At 51.5% G+C, this 19,507-nt stretch carries 15 protein-coding genes; 4 read left to right on the forward strand and 11 right to left on the reverse strand.

Translation table 11 applies throughout. From position 1 onward, the window contains the following. Nucleotides 1–622 precede the first annotated feature (622 nt). Complete coding sequence (locus CEK71_RS13990) at nt 623–2,125, forward strand: phenylacetate--CoA ligase family protein (RefSeq protein ID WP_088619967.1); 1,503 nt, start codon at nt 623–625, stop codon at nt 2,123–2,125. 958 nt (nt 2,126–3,083) lie between these two features. Further along, nucleotides 3,084–4,226: a DEAD/DEAH box helicase gene (locus tag CEK71_RS13995; RefSeq protein ID WP_088619968.1), complete on the forward strand. Its 1,143-nt coding sequence runs from the start codon at nt 3,084–3,086 to the stop codon at nt 4,224–4,226. A gap of 128 nt (nt 4,227–4,354) precedes the next feature. Here CEK71_RS13995 and phoU read toward each other — a convergent pair whose 3' ends face one another. Beyond that, nucleotides 4,355–5,068 (reverse strand): phosphate signaling complex protein PhoU, encoded by a 714-nt coding sequence (gene phoU / locus CEK71_RS14000; RefSeq protein ID WP_088619969.1) that lies wholly within the window; start codon nt 5,066–5,068, stop codon nt 4,355–4,357. Between the two features lie 777 nt (nt 5,069–5,845). Between phoU and CEK71_RS22685 the strand changes: the two genes are divergently transcribed. Together CEK71_RS22685 and CEK71_RS14015 are read left to right on the forward strand one after the other, a co-directional pair. Next, on the forward strand, nt 5,846–6,037 hold the full coding sequence (locus CEK71_RS22685) for a hypothetical protein (protein ID WP_146054612.1): 192 nt from the start codon (nt 5,846–5,848) through the stop codon (nt 6,035–6,037). 242 nt (nt 6,038–6,279) lie between these two features. Further along, the gene (locus CEK71_RS14015) at nt 6,280–6,837 is read left to right on the forward strand and encodes a DUF1003 domain-containing protein (protein ID WP_088619972.1); all 558 of its coding nucleotides are present in this window, start codon (nt 6,280–6,282) and stop codon (nt 6,835–6,837) included. Between the two features lie 101 nt (nt 6,838–6,938). On the opposite strand, the gene CEK71_RS14020 is transcribed toward CEK71_RS14015, so the two are convergent. The 10 genes from CEK71_RS14020 to CEK71_RS14065 all read right to left on the reverse strand — a co-directional run bounded on the left by CEK71_RS14020 (nt 6,939) and on the right by CEK71_RS14065 (nt 19,112). Then, complete coding sequence (locus tag CEK71_RS14020) at nt 6,939–7,484, reverse strand: general stress protein (RefSeq protein ID WP_088619973.1); 546 nt, start codon at nt 7,482–7,484, stop codon at nt 6,939–6,941. A 167-nt stretch (nt 7,485–7,651) separates the two neighbouring features. Further along, on the reverse strand, nt 7,652–7,999 hold the full coding sequence (locus CEK71_RS14025) for a hypothetical protein (RefSeq protein ID WP_088619974.1): 348 nt from the start codon (nt 7,997–7,999) through the stop codon (nt 7,652–7,654). 222 nt (nt 8,000–8,221) lie between these two features. Next, on the reverse strand, nt 8,222–8,593 hold the full coding sequence (locus tag CEK71_RS14030; RefSeq protein WP_088619975.1) for a hypothetical protein: 372 nt from the start codon (nt 8,591–8,593) through the stop codon (nt 8,222–8,224). 374 nt (nt 8,594–8,967) lie between these two features. Continuing rightward, nucleotides 8,968–9,411: a host attachment protein gene (locus tag CEK71_RS14035; protein WP_088619976.1), complete on the reverse strand. Its 444-nt coding sequence runs from the start codon at nt 9,409–9,411 to the stop codon at nt 8,968–8,970. A 108-nt stretch (nt 9,412–9,519) separates the two neighbouring features. Continuing rightward, nucleotides 9,520–9,837, reverse strand: a complete 318-nt coding sequence (locus CEK71_RS14040) for a chaperone modulator CbpM (protein WP_088619977.1) — start codon at nt 9,835–9,837, stop codon at nt 9,520–9,522. Nucleotides 9,838–9,843: 6 nt separating this feature from the next. After that, nucleotides 9,844–10,785, reverse strand: a complete 942-nt coding sequence (locus CEK71_RS14045) for a DnaJ C-terminal domain-containing protein (RefSeq protein WP_088619978.1) — start codon at nt 10,783–10,785, stop codon at nt 9,844–9,846. A 167-nt stretch (nt 10,786–10,952) separates the two neighbouring features. Beyond that, nucleotides 10,953–11,795, reverse strand: a complete 843-nt coding sequence (locus CEK71_RS14050; RefSeq protein ID WP_088621624.1) for a response regulator — start codon at nt 11,793–11,795, stop codon at nt 10,953–10,955. Next, nucleotides 11,788–14,205, reverse strand: a complete 2,418-nt coding sequence (locus tag CEK71_RS14055) for a PAS domain S-box protein (protein ID WP_157679264.1) — start codon at nt 14,203–14,205, stop codon at nt 11,788–11,790. The genes CEK71_RS14050 and CEK71_RS14055 overlap by 8 nt, the downstream gene beginning before the upstream one ends. Before the next feature lie 79 nt (nt 14,206–14,284). Continuing rightward, on the reverse strand, nt 14,285–18,238 hold the full coding sequence (locus tag CEK71_RS14060; protein ID WP_198328246.1) for a PAS domain S-box protein: 3,954 nt from the start codon (nt 18,236–18,238) through the stop codon (nt 14,285–14,287). 127 nt (nt 18,239–18,365) lie between these two features. Further along, complete coding sequence (locus CEK71_RS14065) at nt 18,366–19,112, reverse strand: Crp/Fnr family transcriptional regulator (RefSeq protein WP_198328248.1); 747 nt, start codon at nt 19,110–19,112, stop codon at nt 18,366–18,368. Nucleotides 19,113–19,507: the final 395 nt, after the last annotated feature.

The following is a 19,507-nucleotide window of genomic DNA, read 5'->3' on the forward strand; positions in this document are numbered from 1 at the left end:
TTCTCATATTAAGCCCACCTACCACACCATTAGCCCAGCTAAAAACACCCTAAATAGGTACAAAAATAAAATTTAACCAATTGATTTATATAAATTTAACCGTAATGTAAAAATAATTTCGCATTCAGCAATAACCTAAAAATTACCATAATGAAAAAGCCCGGCCTTTAAGCAAAAGCCTCCCCAAAAACCACCGCCATTGCCGCCAAAAACAGAAAAAAGCCGCCAGCAGGGAGCTAATATTCGCCTCACAGAACCGCCGAATCCTGATTACGATGCAAATTTCTCATAGTTCAGTGCAATTTTCTCATAGTTGACTGCAAATTTCTCATATTTCAGTGCAAATTCCTCATATTTCAGTGCAAATTCCTCATATTTCAGTGCAAATTTCTCATATTTCAGTGCAAATTCCTCATATTTAGGCTTGTAACCCCATGATTCACAGAAGGAAAAACGGTCCGAAAACATATAAAACAATTAAAACATTTAAAACAACTACAACAAGGCAGTTTGTCGTCAGTTTTTTTGAGAAACCAAACTATCTTGGCCAATCTTGTTATACTATCCCTGACAGCTAAGACGCGTACCTAAAAACCTTAAGCCCTATTGCCCGGATGACTATATGTCCGATTTGCTATCACCCCCATCAGAAGACGTTTTTAAGCGCTTTACCGCCACCTCGCTGGATGCGTTGCTCGCAGAACAGAGCATCACCCCTGAAGAACAGTCTTTGGCTTTATTTCACCGTTGCGCCGCCGAAGTGCCCGCCTACCGTCAGTTTTTACAAACACGGCAGGTTAATCCCGACGCTATCGGTTCTTATGCGGCGTTCCAAACATTACCGCTAATGGACAAAACCAGCTACATGCGGGCTTATCCGTTACCCGCCCGCTGCTTCGGCGGTAGCCTTAACGGCACTGACCGTGTGGCGGTATCATCCGGCTCCACCGGACAGCCAACCTTTTGGCCACGTTCCGCCGCCGATGAACTGGCGGTGGCGGTGCGTTTTGAACAAGTGTTCCGTGATAGCTTCCAAGCCCACCAACGCCGTACCCTAGCGGTTGTTTGCTTTGCCTTAGGCAATTGGGTAGGCGGTTTGTTTACCACCTCCTGTTGCTGGCAGCTTGCGCGTAAGGGCTATCCGTTGATGGTGGCGACACCGGGCAACAATAAGGCGGAAATTTTCCGTATTGTCCGCGAACTGGCGGGGCATTTTGACCAGACCGTGTTATTGGGCTACCCGCCATTTGTGAAAGATGTGCTTGATGCAGGCATTGCCGAGGGCATCAATTGGGCGGATTACCAGACCAAGCTGGTGTTTGCCGGTGAAGTGTTCAGCGAAGAATGGCGCAGCTTGTTGGGCCAACGCATCGGTTCGCAGTCGCCCTGTTTTGATTCCGCTTCGCTGTACGGCACCGCCGACGGCGGTGTGCTCGGCAATGAAACGCCTTTCAGCATCGCCATCCGCCGTTGGCTGGCACACCACCCTGATGCCGCGCGTAGCCTGTTCGGCGAATCCCGCCTGCCGACCCTAGTGCAATACGACCCTAGCAACCGCTTTTTTGAAAGCCACGACGGCACTTTGGTGGTTTCGGGAGACAATGGCGTACCCTTGCTACGTTATCACATTGCTGATAAAGGAGGCTTGCTGAGCTTCAAGGCGATGCGAAAATTCTTACAGGCTCATGGTGTAGGGGGTATGTCAGAATTGGGCTTAGAGGTGGGTTTTCAGCCGCGTAACCTACCCTTTGTCTATGTATTTGGCCGTGCCGATTTCACGGTGTCCTATTACGGCGCCAACATTTACCCAGAAAACATTACGGTAGGCCTTGAGCAACCGGAACTGATGGCTTGGCTGACGGGAAAATTCGTCCTGGAAACCGCAGAAACGCCAGGCGGCGACAAATATCTGCATATCGCGGTGGAACTGCTGCCCAACATAAACCCCGAAGCGGTAAGCGTGTCCGCCATAGCGGCATCGGTCCGTGTGCAGTTGCTGCGCCTGAACAGCGAATTCGCCAACTACACGCCGCTTGAGCGGCAATTGCCCCACGTCAGCTTGTGTGCTTTCGCCGATCCGGCGTATTTTCCGATAGGGGTGAAGCACCGCTATACGCGCGGGTGAGTTTTTCGCTTGCCGATGGGGTCCGGTTCATCGGTGCTGCCACTAAGTTAGTATAATCTATATAATATATTGATTTTTAATGATAAGTTTAAAATATCGGATAGAGGGGTTATCAGCAAGACACTATCGGCATCATGTTACATAACAAAAATACCTGAAAAAGTGTAACAACTTGTTACACTTTTTTGTCATCCGGCAGGTAGGCTTTGGCCGATCCCATATTTATTAAACTTGACAAGCCCTGTAACAGGCTTATAATGGCACTGGCTAGAAAAATATGATTTCGCTTTGTTTACCGACCCGATGTCCCCTCTGTAATTCCTCGCCCTGTTCTTCAGTTAGTCATTATAAAATTTATTGGCATTGTCAATGAATCTTCATTGAAAACCGCATTAACAAACAATAAAGCTAAGCGACAGTTGTCGATGGCTTTTAACCCATACTATCCAATTTTCAACAAAAAAATAGACGAATGACCCCATCTAATAACTATAGTGCTTACTTTCAAGCGCAACTTCAAGTTACCCCCCCCAAAGCAGCCCAACCCGTTAAAGAAAAATCTAAAGTAGTTATACGATACAAGCGCAGTTGGACGAAAGAAGCCGGAACATTGGCTTAAAAAACCTTAATCCGTTCCAAGAATTTGGGTCATATAGGGCTTGCCTTGGTATAGCCGATGGGCTGGTCTTGTCGATAAGGCTACGGCTTTATATAGGCCTTTTGGCCAATTATGCGGCCCGCACCCGTTGCGCTTAAGTTAATGTTGACAGGATGAAAACTGTCCAGATAATTCTGGCTATGCCCCACCAAATTCTCCAATTTCCTTTATAGGGTAGCCGCTTACTATGATAGACTGCCGCCTAAGATTCCCTAATGGCTCTGTCATCACTTAATAAAGTCAATATCAGCGCTGCTGATCCGATAGTTGCCCCATCACTTTTCCCCTTCGAGACATGTAATGCCATTTTCCCATCTCGGTTTATCCGAAGCTTTATTGAAAGCGGTCGCCGATTCCGGCTACACGACACCTACCCCCATTCAGAGTAAAGCCATACCCGCCATTTTAACGGGGCAGGACTTATTGGCCGCCGCAGAAACCGGCACAGGCAAAACGGCGGGGTTTGCCTTACCGATTTTACAGCGCCTGGCACAAACCGATTATGGCCGCAACCGTCCGGTGCGTGCGTTGATTTTGACCCCCACCCGCGAACTCGCCGCCCAAGTCGGCGAATCGGTACAAAAATACGGCGCTTATCAACAGCCGCGCTTAAAATCCGAGGTGGTTTTCGGCGGCGTGAAAATCAATCCGCAAATGATGCGCTTACGCGGCGGTGTCGATATATTAACGGCCACGCCTGGGCGGTTATTGGATTTAGTGAGCCAAAATGCCCTAAAACTGGATAAAGTTGAAATTCTGGTGTTGGACGAGGCCGATAGGATGTTGGACATGGGCTTTATTAAAGACATCAGTAAAATTCTGGCGTTGTTGCCTAAAAAACGCCAAAACCTGTTGTTTTCGGCCACTTTTTCGGCGGACATACGCAAACTGACCAACGGGTTGCTAGTGAATCCGGTAAAAATTGAGGTCGCCGTGGAAAATGCCGCCGCCGATACCATAGACCAGATTGTCTATCAGGTGAATAAAACCGACAAAACGGCGTTGTTGGCACATCTGGTGACCAGCAAAAACTGGCGGCAAGTGCTGGTTTTTACCAGCACCAAGCATGGCGCGAACAAACTGGCCGAAAAGCTCAACACTGCCGACATTAAAGCGGCGGCCATTCACGGCAATAAAAGCCAAGGGGCCCGCACCAGTGCCCTAGCGGGTTTTAAAGCCGGCGACATTCGGGTCTTAGTGGCGACCGATGTGGCGGCCCGCGGTATCGACATCGCTAAGTTACCGCATGTGGTGAATTTTGAACTGCCCCGCTCTTGCGCGGATTATGTGCACAGGATTGGCCGGACAGGCCGTGCAGGACAAAACGGCCAAGCGGTTTCGCTGGTGTCGCAGGATGAATATCAGGCTTTGAAGCTGGTTGAAAAATTGATAGGCACACAAATACCGCGTGCACAGATAGACGGCTTTAAAACCACCGCGTAAATTATCCTGTAAGCGTCTTGCCCGGCAACGCCAAATAAAAGCGGGGGCGACTTAAGCGAATAAGTATGCCCCCGTCTTGCATCACAATAGCTGGACCCGCCTATAAGCCACGGCAATGGTCTGTAAGTTTAGGCGTTTAACTTTTCTTCCAGTTCCTGTTGGCTCAAATGCCTGACGGCTTCGCCTTTGACCATAAAAATCAGGTGTTCGCAAAGGTAACAGGCGTGGTCGCCAATGCGTTCCAATGCCCGGACTGCCCATAGGCTGTGTAAAGTTCGGGTAATGTTGCGCGGGTCTTCCATCATGTGGGTGACCCATTGCCTGACAATGCCGGCATATTCAAGGTCGACTTTTTCGTCCATGGCTGTAATCACGGTGATGCCGTCTATGGACATTCTGGCAAAAGCGTCCAACGCCCCGTTCAGCATCTTTTTGACCAATTCGGCCATGTGCAGGATTTCGTGGTATTGGTCATGCTTGCCTTCTGTATCAGATAACTTGATAGCCACTTTGGCGATCCGTTCCGCATGGTCGCCGGCGATTTCCAACTCGCTGATAATTTTGATGACCGTCAGCAGCAACCGCAAATCAAATGCGGTGGGTTGCCTCAAGGCGATGATCTGCGTGCATTCCAAATCAATTTCTACCTCCATATCATTGATCAGGTTATCCCGTCTCATGACCAGTTCGGCGGTTTCCATATCGTTCGTGGTGAACGCTTGGATAGCTAAGGCCAATTGCTGCTCAACCAATCCTCCCATTACCAGTACCTTATGGCGTATTTCTTCGAGTTCCGTATTAAACTGCCGGGATATATGTTGGCGTATTTTGCTGTCGTCCATAGGGGGTGTTTTGTGGTTGATTTCAAGCCGCCGCGATTTTAAGGCGCGACGGGATTACGGCACCGACTGTTGGCGGGTGCTGCTTGTGCGGAAAACGCGGGTAAAACGGCGGGCCGATTTTGACATTTGAACGATAAGTGATGAAAGATTTCGTATCTACCTCCGTTAATGTTGCTGCACTTGCCCAATGGTCGCTTTATCTCCGTCAGTTGCCAGCCGCGAAAATCGGCGATGGCCGCAAGCGGAACGCCAGCCAAGTAAGCGTTGGTGGGCAATTCGTGTCGGGATAAACGGCAACAGCCGCCCTTTATATTGAGCTAAAGCCGGACGGAAATCAAGCGGCATCCGTTGGGCGGGTGCGAATTTATGGAGGGCTTGTAACGGCTTAAAGGCGGAAAACGCTTCGCTTTACCCAGCACTGGCCCGTAACGGTAAAAAAGATGTTTTTCAAAAAATGGCCGGACTTACTTCTTGTAAGTATCTGTGGCAGAAACTTATTTTATCCCATTGGTTAAGCTATCCGTGCGTTAGCGTACAGACTACAGCGCGTGATAAAAGCTATAGTTTTCTGCAAGCCGATAGCAACAAGATCGGCGGATGTTTTATGGAGAGGCCGTTACCCTTGCCCATTTTGCAAGGCTAACAATGCCGGATAAGCCCAACGATAAGTCTTGGCTTATCCGGTACTGCGCTCGGCTTGGACAAAAAAATGTCAGGCCAAGCTCATGGTACTTAACCGCACTCAGCGATATCTATCGCTTTAACAGGAGTATGAAAATGGACAAAACTTCGAAGATAACCCGCTTTTGTATAGGCCTTTTATTGATCACTTGGCTACCCGGCTGTGTGGTCGCCGACCGCTGTTGGAACTGTCATCGGCGGCGGTTCAGCTACGAAAATACTCTCCCATCGGATAGCCAAAAAATAGCCCAGAACAATCAGCAGAAAGCCCCTGTTAAAGGCCAATGATTGCCGCAATGCTGGCCGCCCCAATATTGATAACCGCCCGATAGGGTATAAGCCCCTGATTTTCACCTGTACGATGGGGAAGTTGCCCCTGCTAAGGGATTCTTCGGCTTTGCTCAAGAACCGGGGGTGGGTCGGACACGCTGAGAGGTAATGAACGCCTGCTTGATGTTATGCACATCCCTTCACCACCATCCCCAAACCCCGCAGGCAAATGCCGCCCACCTAACCTTTAAGCAAACATTATGGCAACTCAAGTTACCCAAGCGGAAGACAATCCTGCACTCAGCACTGTTATCGAACGGAACATCCGCACTATCATCCGCCTGCGGGTGAAAGCGGCCAGCGAACGGAATCTGCAAGACCGGATGGCGGATGCCATCACCGCATTTTCTGGGCGCATGATTTTTGTCTATGTGCATATCGTGTGGTTTGGGTTGTGGATTTTCCTTAATGAGGGTCATTTGACAATACCGTCTTTTGACCCTTTCCCTTACGGGCTTTTGACCATGGTCGTATCATTGGAAGCCATTTTCCTGTCGACTTTTGTCCTTATCAGCCAAAACCGCTTATCTGAAGAATCGGAACGCCGCGCTGATTTAGGCTTGCAGATCAGCTTGCTGACCGAACATGAATTGACCCGCGTCCTACAGATGTTGGATGCCATCCAAGGTAAATTGGGTATTGAAGACGATGAGAATAGCGAATTGGCCGACCTTGAAATGGAAACCAAACCGGAAGATGTGTTGGCAGAAATAGAACGCCTAAACCAACAAGCGAAGAGAAAAAAAACCAAGTCATGAAAACGAAGCCAACCTTGGCTAACCATAACTTTCTGGGTAGCCAGGGTTGGAAAATTAACAGGCCTAAATACGGGGGAAAGGAGTTATCCGTAGTACAGGCCTTAAGCCATGATCGATAATTTGGCTGTTTCTTCGTGATGCACATTGGCCTCTTCGGCTTTGTTCTGCATTAAGATGCCCCGGGCTTTTTCAACTTCTTGCACCGAGCCGTGGACAATAAGGATGAATTTGTCGGCTTTCAGCGCGGTTTCATACCGCAAGACGCTGTCTTCAGGAATGCCGATACTCGCTAACGCCCCACCTAAGGCTGTCAGGCCACCCGTGATGACCGACATTTCAAGGGCGCCTAATATCCAGCTGACCAGCGGGCCGCCGACCATGACAGGGCCTATGCCCGGAATGAGGAAGAAGGCGGAACCGAACAGGATGCCCCATACCCAGCCCCAAAATAAACCGAACTTGCCCCATGTCGCCATGCGGTCGCCAGTGTTGTAATAACCGACGACATTTTCTTCGCTATGATAATCTTTGCCGATAACAGACAATTTTTTCATGTCGTAACCACATTTTTCCAGATCTTTGACGGCATGTTCGGCATCTTCATGATTGCTAAACAGCCCGACGGCTGAATTGTATTTTTCTAACATAGTATTGCTCCAATGATGTTGATGAACGATACGGCATTAAGAATGGGTACAAACTGCGGCTGATCTGGTTAAGTCCGCTATCTTTTGTCCCATAAGCGCCTGTAAACCGTTGCGTGAAGGGGGGATGGGTTTTCTTGCCTCCCCCCCTCATTTTCTCTGTCGCCGAATTATTTAGGCTCTGCCATTGCTTCGTGGGCAAGGGCTTTTTTCTCATATTCAGCCACTAAAGCTTCCTCGTTAACCGCTAAGGCAATTTGGCGGTTCGCCAAAAGGCGTTTGCTGGCATTGTTAAGCACGGAGGCGGCGGCCCTTTCGTGGGTCGCCAAACTTTGATGATATTGGGCATGGCCTTTTTGGATGGCGGCCTCTGCTTTATGGTCAACGGCGGTTTTTTCAGGTGTGGCGATAGCGGCCTGTTGCCCAGAAGCGGCCGGTTCTTCGGCCCATAAAGGCGCAGAAGCCAAACCCATAAAAACCATACAAGCCAAACCAATATAAGTATTTTTGTTTATCATGTCGTTCTCGTCAGATTAAGGTTAATAAAACCGAGGGCGGTTGCGTACTATGCGTTTCACACCGCCTGGATCGGATTTGTAGTGCGTCACATTTTTTGCAGATTAGCCCTTAGACGGCCTTATCTGCGCGGTTATTATCATTTGTCTGCCCGGTGGCGTCTGTTCGTTGCCATACAGAAAACCACATTATTTTTATGTAACCCGTAGAACTGGCAATGGCCATCAACGCCGCTGGCCGGGCGGATAAGCTATGTGGTTGCCACGGTTAAATTTTTGGTAACGTGGGGCATATTCGCGCTGATACCAGTCATGTTTGACGAAATAGACCCGTTCATTACAGGCGTTGTATTGGCTGCAATAGCGCCGCCATTGCCGGGCGTGGCCGGGTCGGACACGCAGATAAATGGGCGGGCGGTTGCTGGGCACAAATTGGGCGGCTACCGGTTGGCGATAATAGACCTGCGGCGGCGGATAACCGCCGACATTAAGCCGCCCATAGAAGCCGGACTCACCGACCCTGATAGAGGCGGCTTCGGTGGTGCAGGTCAGCAAGGTGGTGACGGCGAGTAGTGCCGCGCCCAGAAAAAGTTTCATTACATATCCTTGTTTATTGTCAGTAAGTGACCGACATGATCCGCCCCTAGCGGTAAAAATTCTGTACGCTGGGGTACATAGGCGGACAATAAGCGTTGTAGGGGCGAAAAAATGCCCTCCTAGTGTTTGGAGAGCATTATGAAACGCTGATATCCGGTTTGCCGGACAGTAACATACCCGGCCCGATGATTAGGAACGGGCATAAAATAACCAGAGGCGGTTTTCTCTTTGGAGCGCGGGCATCTTGCCCGCCCTTGCGGGCAAGATGCCCGCGCTCCAAGACCTTTAGCGTATTTTCCACCCATTCCCTAGCTGGAGACAGGGCATGTTTCTAGTTCAGGGGCTGCAATGCAAGGCTGCCGTTGGCCACAGGCTTAAGCATTCGGCAAATATTCGGGCAGGTGCGCGCGGATGTCGGCAAGGCTGTGCGAGGCGATATTTTTTGCCAGTTCAAACGTGACGGCTTTTTGCACGGATTCTGGCAAACAGTGGCGTAATAAGCCCAGCAACGACGGTTCGGCAATGATCAGCAATTGCCCGAATTGATTATCGTTGTGGGCCGATTCCAACAGCGCGGCAATCGTGTGGGCAAACAGGTCGGCTTCGTGATGTTTCGGGTCAGTGGCTTGTTCAAAAGCGTGGGCGCTGCCGTCGGTGCTTTTTATTCTGCCGGGCAGGTCAGAGGTGATGTCCCGGTCATGCAAACGGCCTTCGGCATGGCCTAAGCCTTCGAGTTCAATCAAAGCTGATGAAGGCGTTTCGGCGGTAAAAATCCGCGCCTGGGTGTTGTCGGCAACGATGATCCATGTTAATTTCATAGCATTTTCCAGTTTGGTTGGTTGGGTAACAGGCCTATTCCCAACCCGGCGATTGGCGGTTTTTAACCAGCCAACAATAAAGGCAAGATAGGCGGTATTTTGACAAACTTAGCCGTGACGGCTTATTTTTAGCTGCCTCCGCAGACGTTCAAGCTCCTCCATTAAGTCCAAGGCCAAAGCGATACCTGCCAGATTTACGCCTAAATCGCGCTCTAAATTGAACGCGGCACGGACGCGCGCCAAACTGGCACCCGAAAACCGCCACGACGGCATTTCTGCGCCATCCGGTTCGATAATGCTCTCCTCCACTAAACGGACTAGCCAATCGGCTTGCACCCCGCAGCTTGTGCACAATTGCTCCAGCGTCAGGGTGTCGTCTTCAATGACCGTACCCGTATGGATAATAAACAGATTATTGGTATTCATCGGTATTTACACTCCCATGGTCTGGCGGGGGTTAAAATCAAACGCTTGTTGCAAATGCTGGTAAGCGGCTTTTTCCGCATCGGTTAGGGCGGGCGGCAAGACAACTTGCAGGACGACAAAGAAATCCCCAGGCGGTTTGCCGGGTATGCCGCGTCCCGGCAACCGTAATTTGCCGCCTTGCTTGGAATTGGGCGGCACTTTTAAATCCACCAGCCCGTCCGGCGTCGGCACTTTGATTTTCGCACCCAACGCTGCTTCCCAGGGGCTGATAGGAAGGTCCAGATAAATGTGTGCTTCAACGAGGCGGTACAGCGGATGCGGATTAAATTCCACCGCCAAGATCAAATCGCCCGCCGGGCCGTTACCGAACCCCGCATGGCCTTGGCCGGCCAGTTTGATATGCTGCCCCGGCTTAATGCCTTTAGGGATTTTGACATTCAGGCTGCGGTGTTTAAGCTGCACTTGGCCTTGGGCATTGCTGGTCGGGGTGCTTAAGGAAATGGCCCGTGTGGCGCCTTGGAAACTGTCCTCCAGATCAATATAGATTTTCGCGTGGCTGTCTTGCCCTTGTTCAGGACGGTTTGACCTTGCATCGTCAGAACGGAAACCGCCTTGGCCAAAAATCTGGGAAAAAAAGTCGCTAAAATGCGCCGAGTCGCCAGATCCTGCCGCACCGCCAAATTCAAAACCTTCATCCCAATGGGGCGGCGGCTTAAAATCTTGGCCTGCTTGCCAGTTTGCACCGAGCTGATCGTAAGCCGCGCGTTTTTCAACGTCTTTAAGCACCTCATAGGCTTCGCCCAAGGCTTTGAATTGTGCCTCGGCATCCGCCTCCTTGCTGACATCGGGATGGTATTTGCGGGCCAGTTTACGGTAGGCCCGCTTGATGTCGTCTTGCGTGGCATCACGCGCTAGCCCCATGATTTGATAATAATCTTTATACGTCATAATAAACGTCCTAAATGCTGACAATGAAGTTCCCGCCCGTTACCCGGCGGATAAGGCGGTAAAATAGCGGTTGTTAGGTTTTAGGGCTTTTGGCTAAATAAAGTAGGCGTTCATTGCCCCGCCGCGCTCCAAAGCACAAGCCGCCGAGGTTATTTCCTGCCCCTTCTTTAAGGCGTTATGTTGCCCGGACGCATGGTTTCGGTCACATCTTTGCCGATGCCCCGATAGCCGATAAAGCGTCCCGACGGATCGAACACCGGTTCCCCGCTCACCATCAAATATTGCCGCTGACCGTTAGGTTTGTTCCTGCTGTAGACAAAATCCAGGAACGGTTTCCGGGCCGCCAAATTGGTTTCCAAAACCAGGCGTTCGGCTTCGTCCCAGATGATGCCTTGCTCTTCGACATTATCCAATACGTCATTATTAATCCGAATGCCCAGCATTTCATGCACCGGCCCGTAAACCATAGTGAATTGCCCGTTTGCGTCCTGCTCCCAATACCAATCTGATGACAGCTCGGTTAAGCGGCGGAAACGCTCTTCACTGGCGGACAGCTCAATGGTGCGTTCCGCGACTATTTGTTCCAAAGATTGGTTATAATATTCAAGATTTTTATACAACAGCCGCACTTCCAGCATATTACGGATGCGGTTTTGCACTTCAATGAGATCAAACGGTTTGCTGACAAAATCTTTCGCGCCCACCGTGAGCGCCCGCAATTTATGGTTAGGTTGGGCCGTGATCACTAAAATCGGCAAATAACCATCCGTTTCGATGCGTTTAAGCCCTTCCATCACCTGAAAGCCATCCATGCCCGGCATTTGCAAATCCAACAGGATCAGGTCGTAACGGTTTTTCTGATAGAGCCCGCAGACTTTGGTGGGGTCGGTAGTCGAGGCGATACAGGTATAACCCGCACCTTCCAACATCTGTTCAAGCAACAGCACATTGGATAACTGGTCATCAACTATCAAGATACTGGAATTAAGGATTTCTGCTGTGCTAATCATGGTCATTGTCCGGTTTATGGATAGCGCTCAAGCCTGTTTCAGAGCATGTCAGTACGTCATCCAAGGCATTTATAAACTCATTAATCTTGATCGGTTTGGTCAGATAACGGAAGAATCCGGCTTGTAAGCCTCTCTGGATGTCACCCGGCATCGCATTGGCGCTCAGGGCGATCACGGGAATATCCGCCGTGGCCGGATCTTCACGCAAAATATTTAACGTGTCTATGCCGCTGATGCCTGGCAGATTAATGTCCATCAGAATAATATCGGGATGATGGATACGCGCAAGCGTAACGCCTATCCGGCCTGTCTTGGCGCTGAGCATTTTGATGTTTTTATGGTTGGTGATAATTTGCTCGACCAACAACAAGTTGGTCGGATTGTCTTCCACATAGAGCAGCGTGAACAGCAGCTTGTCCTCTTGGGCATTCGGCGTAACTTCGGCAGGCAAAGGCGCTATGATAACGGGTCCGGAAAACGTTGGCCGGACCAGTTCGACCCAAAAGACACTGCCCACGCCGACCGTACTTTCCACGCCGATATGGCCGCCCATCAGTTCGATAAGCCGTTTACTGACCACCAAACCGATACCGGTGCCTTCTTCAAGACCGTTTTCTTGTCCTAGGCGGTTGAAAGGCTGGAACAGTTGTTCGAGTTTGTCGGCGGATAGGCCTTCACCGGTGTCATGGACACTGATGCGTATACGTTCCGTTGTGTTTTGGCTATAGGTGACGGCAATCGTGCCACCGGCACGGTTATATTTGATGGCGTTAGACAACAGGTTAAGAAACACTTGCTTTACCCGTGTCCGGTCGGCATTCACAATACAAGTGTCATCAAACGGCGGGTAACTCATGCTGATGCCGCTGGTTTGTGCTTGCGGTTCAATCATAGCCTGACAATCGTCCAGCACATCACTCAAGGAAATGGATTCCAAGGATAAGGAAATCTTGCCGGATTCGATCATCGCCAAGTCAAGGATTTCATTGATGAGCTCCAACAAATACCAGCCGGCGTGGAGAATCTGGTCGATACTGGTCTTTTGGCGCGGTGTAAGCGGCGGCGTGCCCGCCTCAAGTAACTGGGCAAAACCGAGGATGGCATTCAGTGGCGAACGCAATTCATGGCTCATGCTGGAGAGAAAATCGGATTTTGCCCGGTTGGCATTTTCTGCCGCCGCCTTGGCTTTGTTCAGTTCCGCTTCGATACGCTTGCGTTCGGTAATATCGCGGATGGCGCTGGATACCAAGCGGCCTTTTTTGGTTTCCAGCGGGCTGAGGCTAACTTCAATCGGAAATTCGCTGCCATCCTTACGTTTGCCGAACAAATTCAAGCCGCCATCCATTTCGCGCGGTTGCGGTTCGGTCAGATAACCATCGCGCAAGTTGCTGTGCAGGTGGCGGAAACGGGACGGCATGAGCATTTCTACCGGTTCGCCGAGCAGTTCGGCACGGCTGTAGCCAAACAGTGAAATCGTCAGGGCATTCACCAGCACAATCAGGCCTTGCTCATCGACAATGACAATGGCATCGGGGGCGGCTTCCAATAAGGCGCGGAATTGCTCCTCACTGTCGCGCAAAGCCTGCTCGGCGGTTTTTTCGGTCGTGACATCCAGAGCCACTAAGGTGGCGTGCTGAGGCTGCTGAAAATTGCCTTCCCCGGCAAAGCGGATATGCTTGCGTACGCGTAACCAGCGCACTTGGCCATTAGGCCATACCACCCGATGATCCATAAGGAAAGTCCTTGTCCCCCTAGGGGACAGCGCATGGGCGATGCACTGCATCACATCGGCGCGGTCATCAGGGTGGAAGCTGGCATGTATTGCTGCACGCGGCAAGGTCAATTTTACGTTGCCGAAGCCAAACATCTGTGCCGCTTCGGCGGAAAGGTGCGCCATCCCTGTGGTGTAATCAATATCGGCAAGCCCTAAACCGGCGACTTGCACACCTAGGGCCAGACGTTCCTCGCTGGCTTTCAGGGCCTGCAAGGTGTGCATCCGTTCGCGTAACAGCACGAAACGTTCTACGGAGTTCTCCACGGCCCGGGTCAGGCTTTCGGGAGTTATCCTGTGCTTGCCGATATAATCTTGTGCGCCGGCACGGAGCAGTGCCGGGCCTTTATCCTTAACCGCCCCGATAACCACTACGACCGGACACGGCGGCAACTCCGTACCCTCGCACAACACAGCCAATATTTCCTCGCTGTTCATGTCCGGCAGGTAATAGCTTAGGATAATGCATTCGTAAGGCCCATCGGGCTTATCATAGGCTTTTTGCAAGGCTTCGGCACCGAGTTTGGCTTCGGTGAACCGATAGCGGCGTTCTGAACCTAAGACCAATTTTTGCCGAAGCTCGGCACGGTCATCATCATTTTCTTCAACCAACAAAATATGCCAGAGTGTATTCTTCATATTGCCAACAGAGGTTCAGGTGCACGGTATGGGTTAATGTTAGCCAGCAGCCACAGAATAGGGTTAACCATCAGGCAGGTCATTCCACTTTAATCATCCGAAGCGGCGGCTTCGATAATTTCAACGCCAAATCTAAGGTGTTCATAAATTCATTGACCCGGATCGGTTTGGTCAGGTAACGGAAAAATCCGGCTTCCAAACCTTTGGCAATATCACGCGGCATAGCGTTGGCGCTGAGCGCGATCACCGGAATATACGATGTTAGCGGATCTTGCGACAAGATTTCCAATGCCATAATGCCGCTAATACCGGGCAGGTTAATGTCCATCAGGATAACATCCGGTTGCGCGTGCCGGGCAATTTCAACCCCCCGGTTGCCGTCGCGTGCCGACAGCAAGCGGATGTCCGGCCTGCTGGCCAGCAAGGTCGCAATCAACAACAGGTTAGCGGAGTTGTCTTCGACACACAGTACGGTATGCAGCCGCGTGTCATCGGGCGACAGGGGTTGGGCCATGGCCATAGGTTCACTGTCACCGTCGGTGCTGTGCGGTTCGGGCGTGACATTGAGTTCCACCCAAAACACACTGCCCACGCCAACCGCGCTAACCACACCAATGTCGCCACCCATCAGTTCAACTAAGCGCTTACTAACCACCAGGCCAATCCCGGTACCTTCTTCGATGCCGTTTTCTTGGCCTAAGCGGTTAAAGGGCTGGAACAGTTGCAAGATTTTTTCTTCCGATAAGCCTTGCCCGGTATCCCGAAAACTGATGCGGACACATTGGGTCGCATTGATATCGCAGGTCACCGTCACTTCACCCGCCGGGCGGTTATACTTGATGGCATTGGACAATAAGTTAATAAATATCTGCTTGACCCGTGTCCGATCGGCTTTGACAAAACAGGGGCTGTCAAAATGCGGGAATATCATGCGGATACCGCTTTTTTGCGCTTGTGGTTCGATCATCAATTGGCAATCGCCCAGCACTTCCGCCAGCGATACCGGTTCGGGCGACAACGAGACTTTGCCAGAATCGATTAAGGTCAGATCCAGGATTTCGTTAATCAACTCCAGCAAATACCAACCGGCCTGCAAAATTTGGTCAATGCTGGCTTTTTGGCTGTCCGTCAGCGGCGGTTTGCCCGCTTCGATCAATTGCCCAAAACCCAAGATGGCATTCAGCGGCGAGCGCAATTCATGGCTCATGCTGGAGAGAAAATCGGATTTGGCAAGATTGGCCTTTTCCGCGACAGATTTGGCCAACTCTAAGGCGATATTGGTTTCCTGTAAGGCGTGGTCGAGGAGTTTGCGCTCAGTCACATCCCGCGCCGCCGCGAACACACCTTGCAGGTTCCGGTCACGGTCATAAAAGGTGGTGGCATTGTAGGACACCACGGTTTCTTTGCCATTGCGGGTACGCGCGGTCAGTTCGTAATTGGTGACGTTCTTTTCGTTCAGCACCAAGTGAATGGCCGCTTCGGCGCGTTCGGGGTTGGTGAAAAAGTTTTTGAACGGTGCGCCAATCAGCTCGTCACGGGTACAGTCGGTGAGCGCTTCCATCTGCTTATTGACATCGGTGATGATGCCGGCCGGATCGGTAGTCATAATCGCGTCGATATTGGCTTCGATCAGCGAACGGGTATAAAACTGTTGGTCACGCAAGCGCTGGTCGAGCTTTTTCTGCTCCTCTTCAACCTGTTTGCGGGCGGTGTTGTCAGTGCCTATCAGCAGATAACCGATAATGGCCTCTTGGGCATCGCGCAAGGCCGTGACCGAGACCACCGCCGGAAAGCGGCTGCCGTCTTTGCGGATGTAGGTCAGTTCGTAAATGTCTTCGATGCCGCGCGAGGCCTTGAACACCAAGGCCTCAAAACCGGGCGTGATCGTGGTTTCCAACTCGGTGCTCAAGGCTTTGGCGCGGGCGATGACCTCTTGCGGGTCGGAAATGTCGGCGGGGGTGATTTTGTTCATCACGTCAGCGGCGGCATAGCCCAACATACGTTCCGCCCCGACATTAAAAATTTGGATGACACCCTTGGCATCGGTGGCGATACTGGAAAAATTGGCGCTGTTAAAAATGGCGCTCTGCAAAGCCCCCGCCTTAATAAGTGCGGCTTCCGCTTGTTTGCGGGCGGTGTTGTCGGTGCCTATCAGCAGATAACCGATAATGGCTTCTTGGGCATCGCGCAACGCCGTGACCGAGACCACCGCCGGAAAGCGGCTGCCGTCTTTGCGGATGTAGGTCAGTTCGTAAATGTCTTCGATGCCGCGTGAGGCCTTGAACACCAAAGCTTCAAAGCCGGGCTTGATGGTGGTTGCCAACTCCACGCTCAAGGCTTTGGCGCGGACGATGACCTCTTGCGGGTCGGAAATATCGGCGGGGGTGATTTTGTTCATCACGTCGGCGGCGGCATAGCCCAACATGCGTTCCGCCCCGACATTAAAAATCTGGATGACACCCTTGGCATCGGTGGCGATACTGGAGAAGTTGGCGCTGTTAAAAATGGCGGTCTGTAAAGCCCCCGCTTTGACCAGCTCTTCTTCCGCCTGCTTACGGGTGGTCAAATCACGCAGAATGCCGGTAAAATAACGCTGCCCATCCAACTGCATTTCGCTCAAGGAAATTTCCAATGGGAACAATCCCCCGGCCTTGTGTTGGCCTATGCCTTCGTGTTGCGGCCCCATGCGGCTACTTGCCCCGTCACCGCAGGCATTTAAGCAGATACGGCTTTGTTCTTTTGCCCATTCGGGCAGTAATACCCTAAAGTTTTGGCCGATCAGTTCGGCGGCAGTGTAGCCAAAAATGCGCTCGGCCGCTGGGTTGACGGTTTCAATGCCGCCGTCCTCGGCATGGAACGTGATGATACCGTCCAACACGGTGTTGAGGATGGTCTGCACCAAAGCGTTACTGTCGTGTAAGGCTTGTTGCACGGCATAGTCGGCGGTGACATCGCGGAACACTAGCACCGCGCCGATCACTTGGCGGTCATGGTCACGGATTGGGGCGCAACTGTCGGCAATATCGTATTCGTTACCGTCTTGGGCAATCAGCACCGTATGGTTGGCCAGACCTTGCACCGTGCCATGCTCCAAGGCCGCCATGACCGGAATGGTCGCGGCTAAGCGGGTGGTTTTGTTGATAATTTGAAACACCTCGTCGATAGGCCTGCCGATAGCGGCGGCTTGTGTCCAGGCGGTGAGCTTTTCCGCCACCGGGTTGAGCAGGGTGACCCGTGCCATGGTATCGGTTGCGATCACGGCATCGCCAATGGAATTGAGGGTAACGGCAAGTTTTTGCTCGTTGCTTTGTAAAACGGCGTTGAGTTGCGCCAGCTCTTTATTCGCGCCTTCCTGCACTTTTAAAAAATGCTGGGTTTGCAGATGCGTGACGTGCTTAAGCCGCTGTTGGGTTTGCCGATAAATCAGGTAGGCAAAAGCCGTCGCCGACACCGCCGTTATCAAGCTGCTGAGGATAATAATGCTGAATAAGCGGCGCATAGCAGCCTGAAACTCGGCTTCGCGCTGCATTAAGGCGGTTTCTTCGCTGTTGATGAAGCCGCCCATTTCGCTACGGATAGCATCCATCCAGTGTTTACCTTCGCCACTGGCTACCGCCGTAACTGCCGCCGCCATATCGGCATGGCGGCGCAACTCAATAACGTGCGCCAACTCGGCTATTTTGGCCTCTACCAACGGCACTATTGTCGCCAGATGCTGTTGGGTTGCCATAGCATTGTCGCCCAAGGCCAGTTGCCGCAATTCTTGCAAATGTCCCCCGATCTGTCCGCGTACCGCCGTATAAGGTGCCAGAAAGGTTTCATCGCCCGTCAGCACATAGCCGCGCTGCCCGGTCTCGGCATCTTTCAATTCCGATAACAAACCGTTCGCGTGGCTGATCACAGTATAGGTATGCGCCCTTGCCGCCGCCGCCGCCTCAGTTTGCTTAAATACCCAGAAAGCCAGCGTCGTCACCAGCACGGCGGACAGCACCGCGCCCGCCAGAAAAGCCAAAGCCTTAGCGGACGTTTTCAAAGGCAAGTGTCCCTATGTTGTGCCGCTATCAGGCGGGCTAAGAATAGCAGGGCGGTGCTTGGGTTCATGACGTTACCTTTTTTGTTCTTGTTTAGTGGTTTAGGGCCGGTAAAATAAGTGGGCAAAATTAATTCGGAAATTGCTTGGCTGTGTCCGTATCACTCAGCAAACGATAAAATTCTTTCTTGACCACGTCATAACACTCGCAGGTACGCGATTCCAGCCCCGACCGGTCAAGCACGGTGATATGCCCCCGGCGGTAACTGATTAATGCGGCCCGTTGCAGATTGCCGGCGGCTTCAGTAATACCCTCACGGCGTACCCCCAGCATACTGGCGATCAATTCTTGGGTCATGGTCAATTCGTTGGACGGCAATTTATCCAGCGTCAACAACAGCCAGCGGCATAATTGCTGCTCTACCGAATGGTGGCGGTTACAGACTGCCGTTTGGGACATTTGCGTCATCAGGGCTTGGGTATAACGCAGTAACAAACGCATCAGCGGCCCGGTACGGTTGAATTCTTCCATCAGATGACGCGCCTTAAGCCGATAGCCAAAGCCGCCCGTATAGACGGTCGCCAAACTGGGGGTGGTGTTGCCGCCCATAAACAGGGATATGCCGACTATGCCTTCATTGCCGACCCCGGCAATCTCCGCCGCCGCGCCGTTTTCCATCACATAATGCAGGGAAACAATGGCAGTGGTGGGGAAATACACATGCTGCAACTGTTCGGCATACTCGTAAATAACATCCCCTAGGCGCATAGGAACCAGTTCCAGCTGCGGGGCAAGGCGCGTAAAGACGTCTTCCGGCAACGCGGCAAGAAGATGGTTTTGTTTGGGGTTATGTTGTGCGGACAACTTATCTGCCATGCTTTTGTCCTTGAAGCTTAACGCGGGTGAAAATCAAAATTGCGGCGTATGTAACAACGAAGATAACCTTTTGATAAGAAAATAGTGGGTGGCCTAAACAAAAATATTTACAACCCGTATCCTGCCTCGACCTTGCGGGGTCGACTATAAAGCTGCGTCAGTTTGGTAAAAGTAAAGCCCATTAAGTTCCATTTGCCGTTTTAATGTACTCGCCTCGCGGCGGCATGAACAGATAAACGTCAAATATTAACAGTAAAGCCCGCTTGCCTCTGTGCGCTAGCGCACAGAGGCAAAAGCAAAAATGGCCGGGCCGGCAATCCAACAGCTTTACATACCAAAAGCGCGTACCTGTCAGGCACACGCTTTTGGCCGCTTAAACTGAGGAACGGGCAGAA

This window comes from Methylovulum psychrotolerans (assembly GCF_002209385.1).
In the GTDB taxonomy this organism is placed as follows: Bacteria; Pseudomonadota; Gammaproteobacteria; order Methylococcales; family Methylomonadaceae; genus Methylovulum; species Methylovulum psychrotolerans.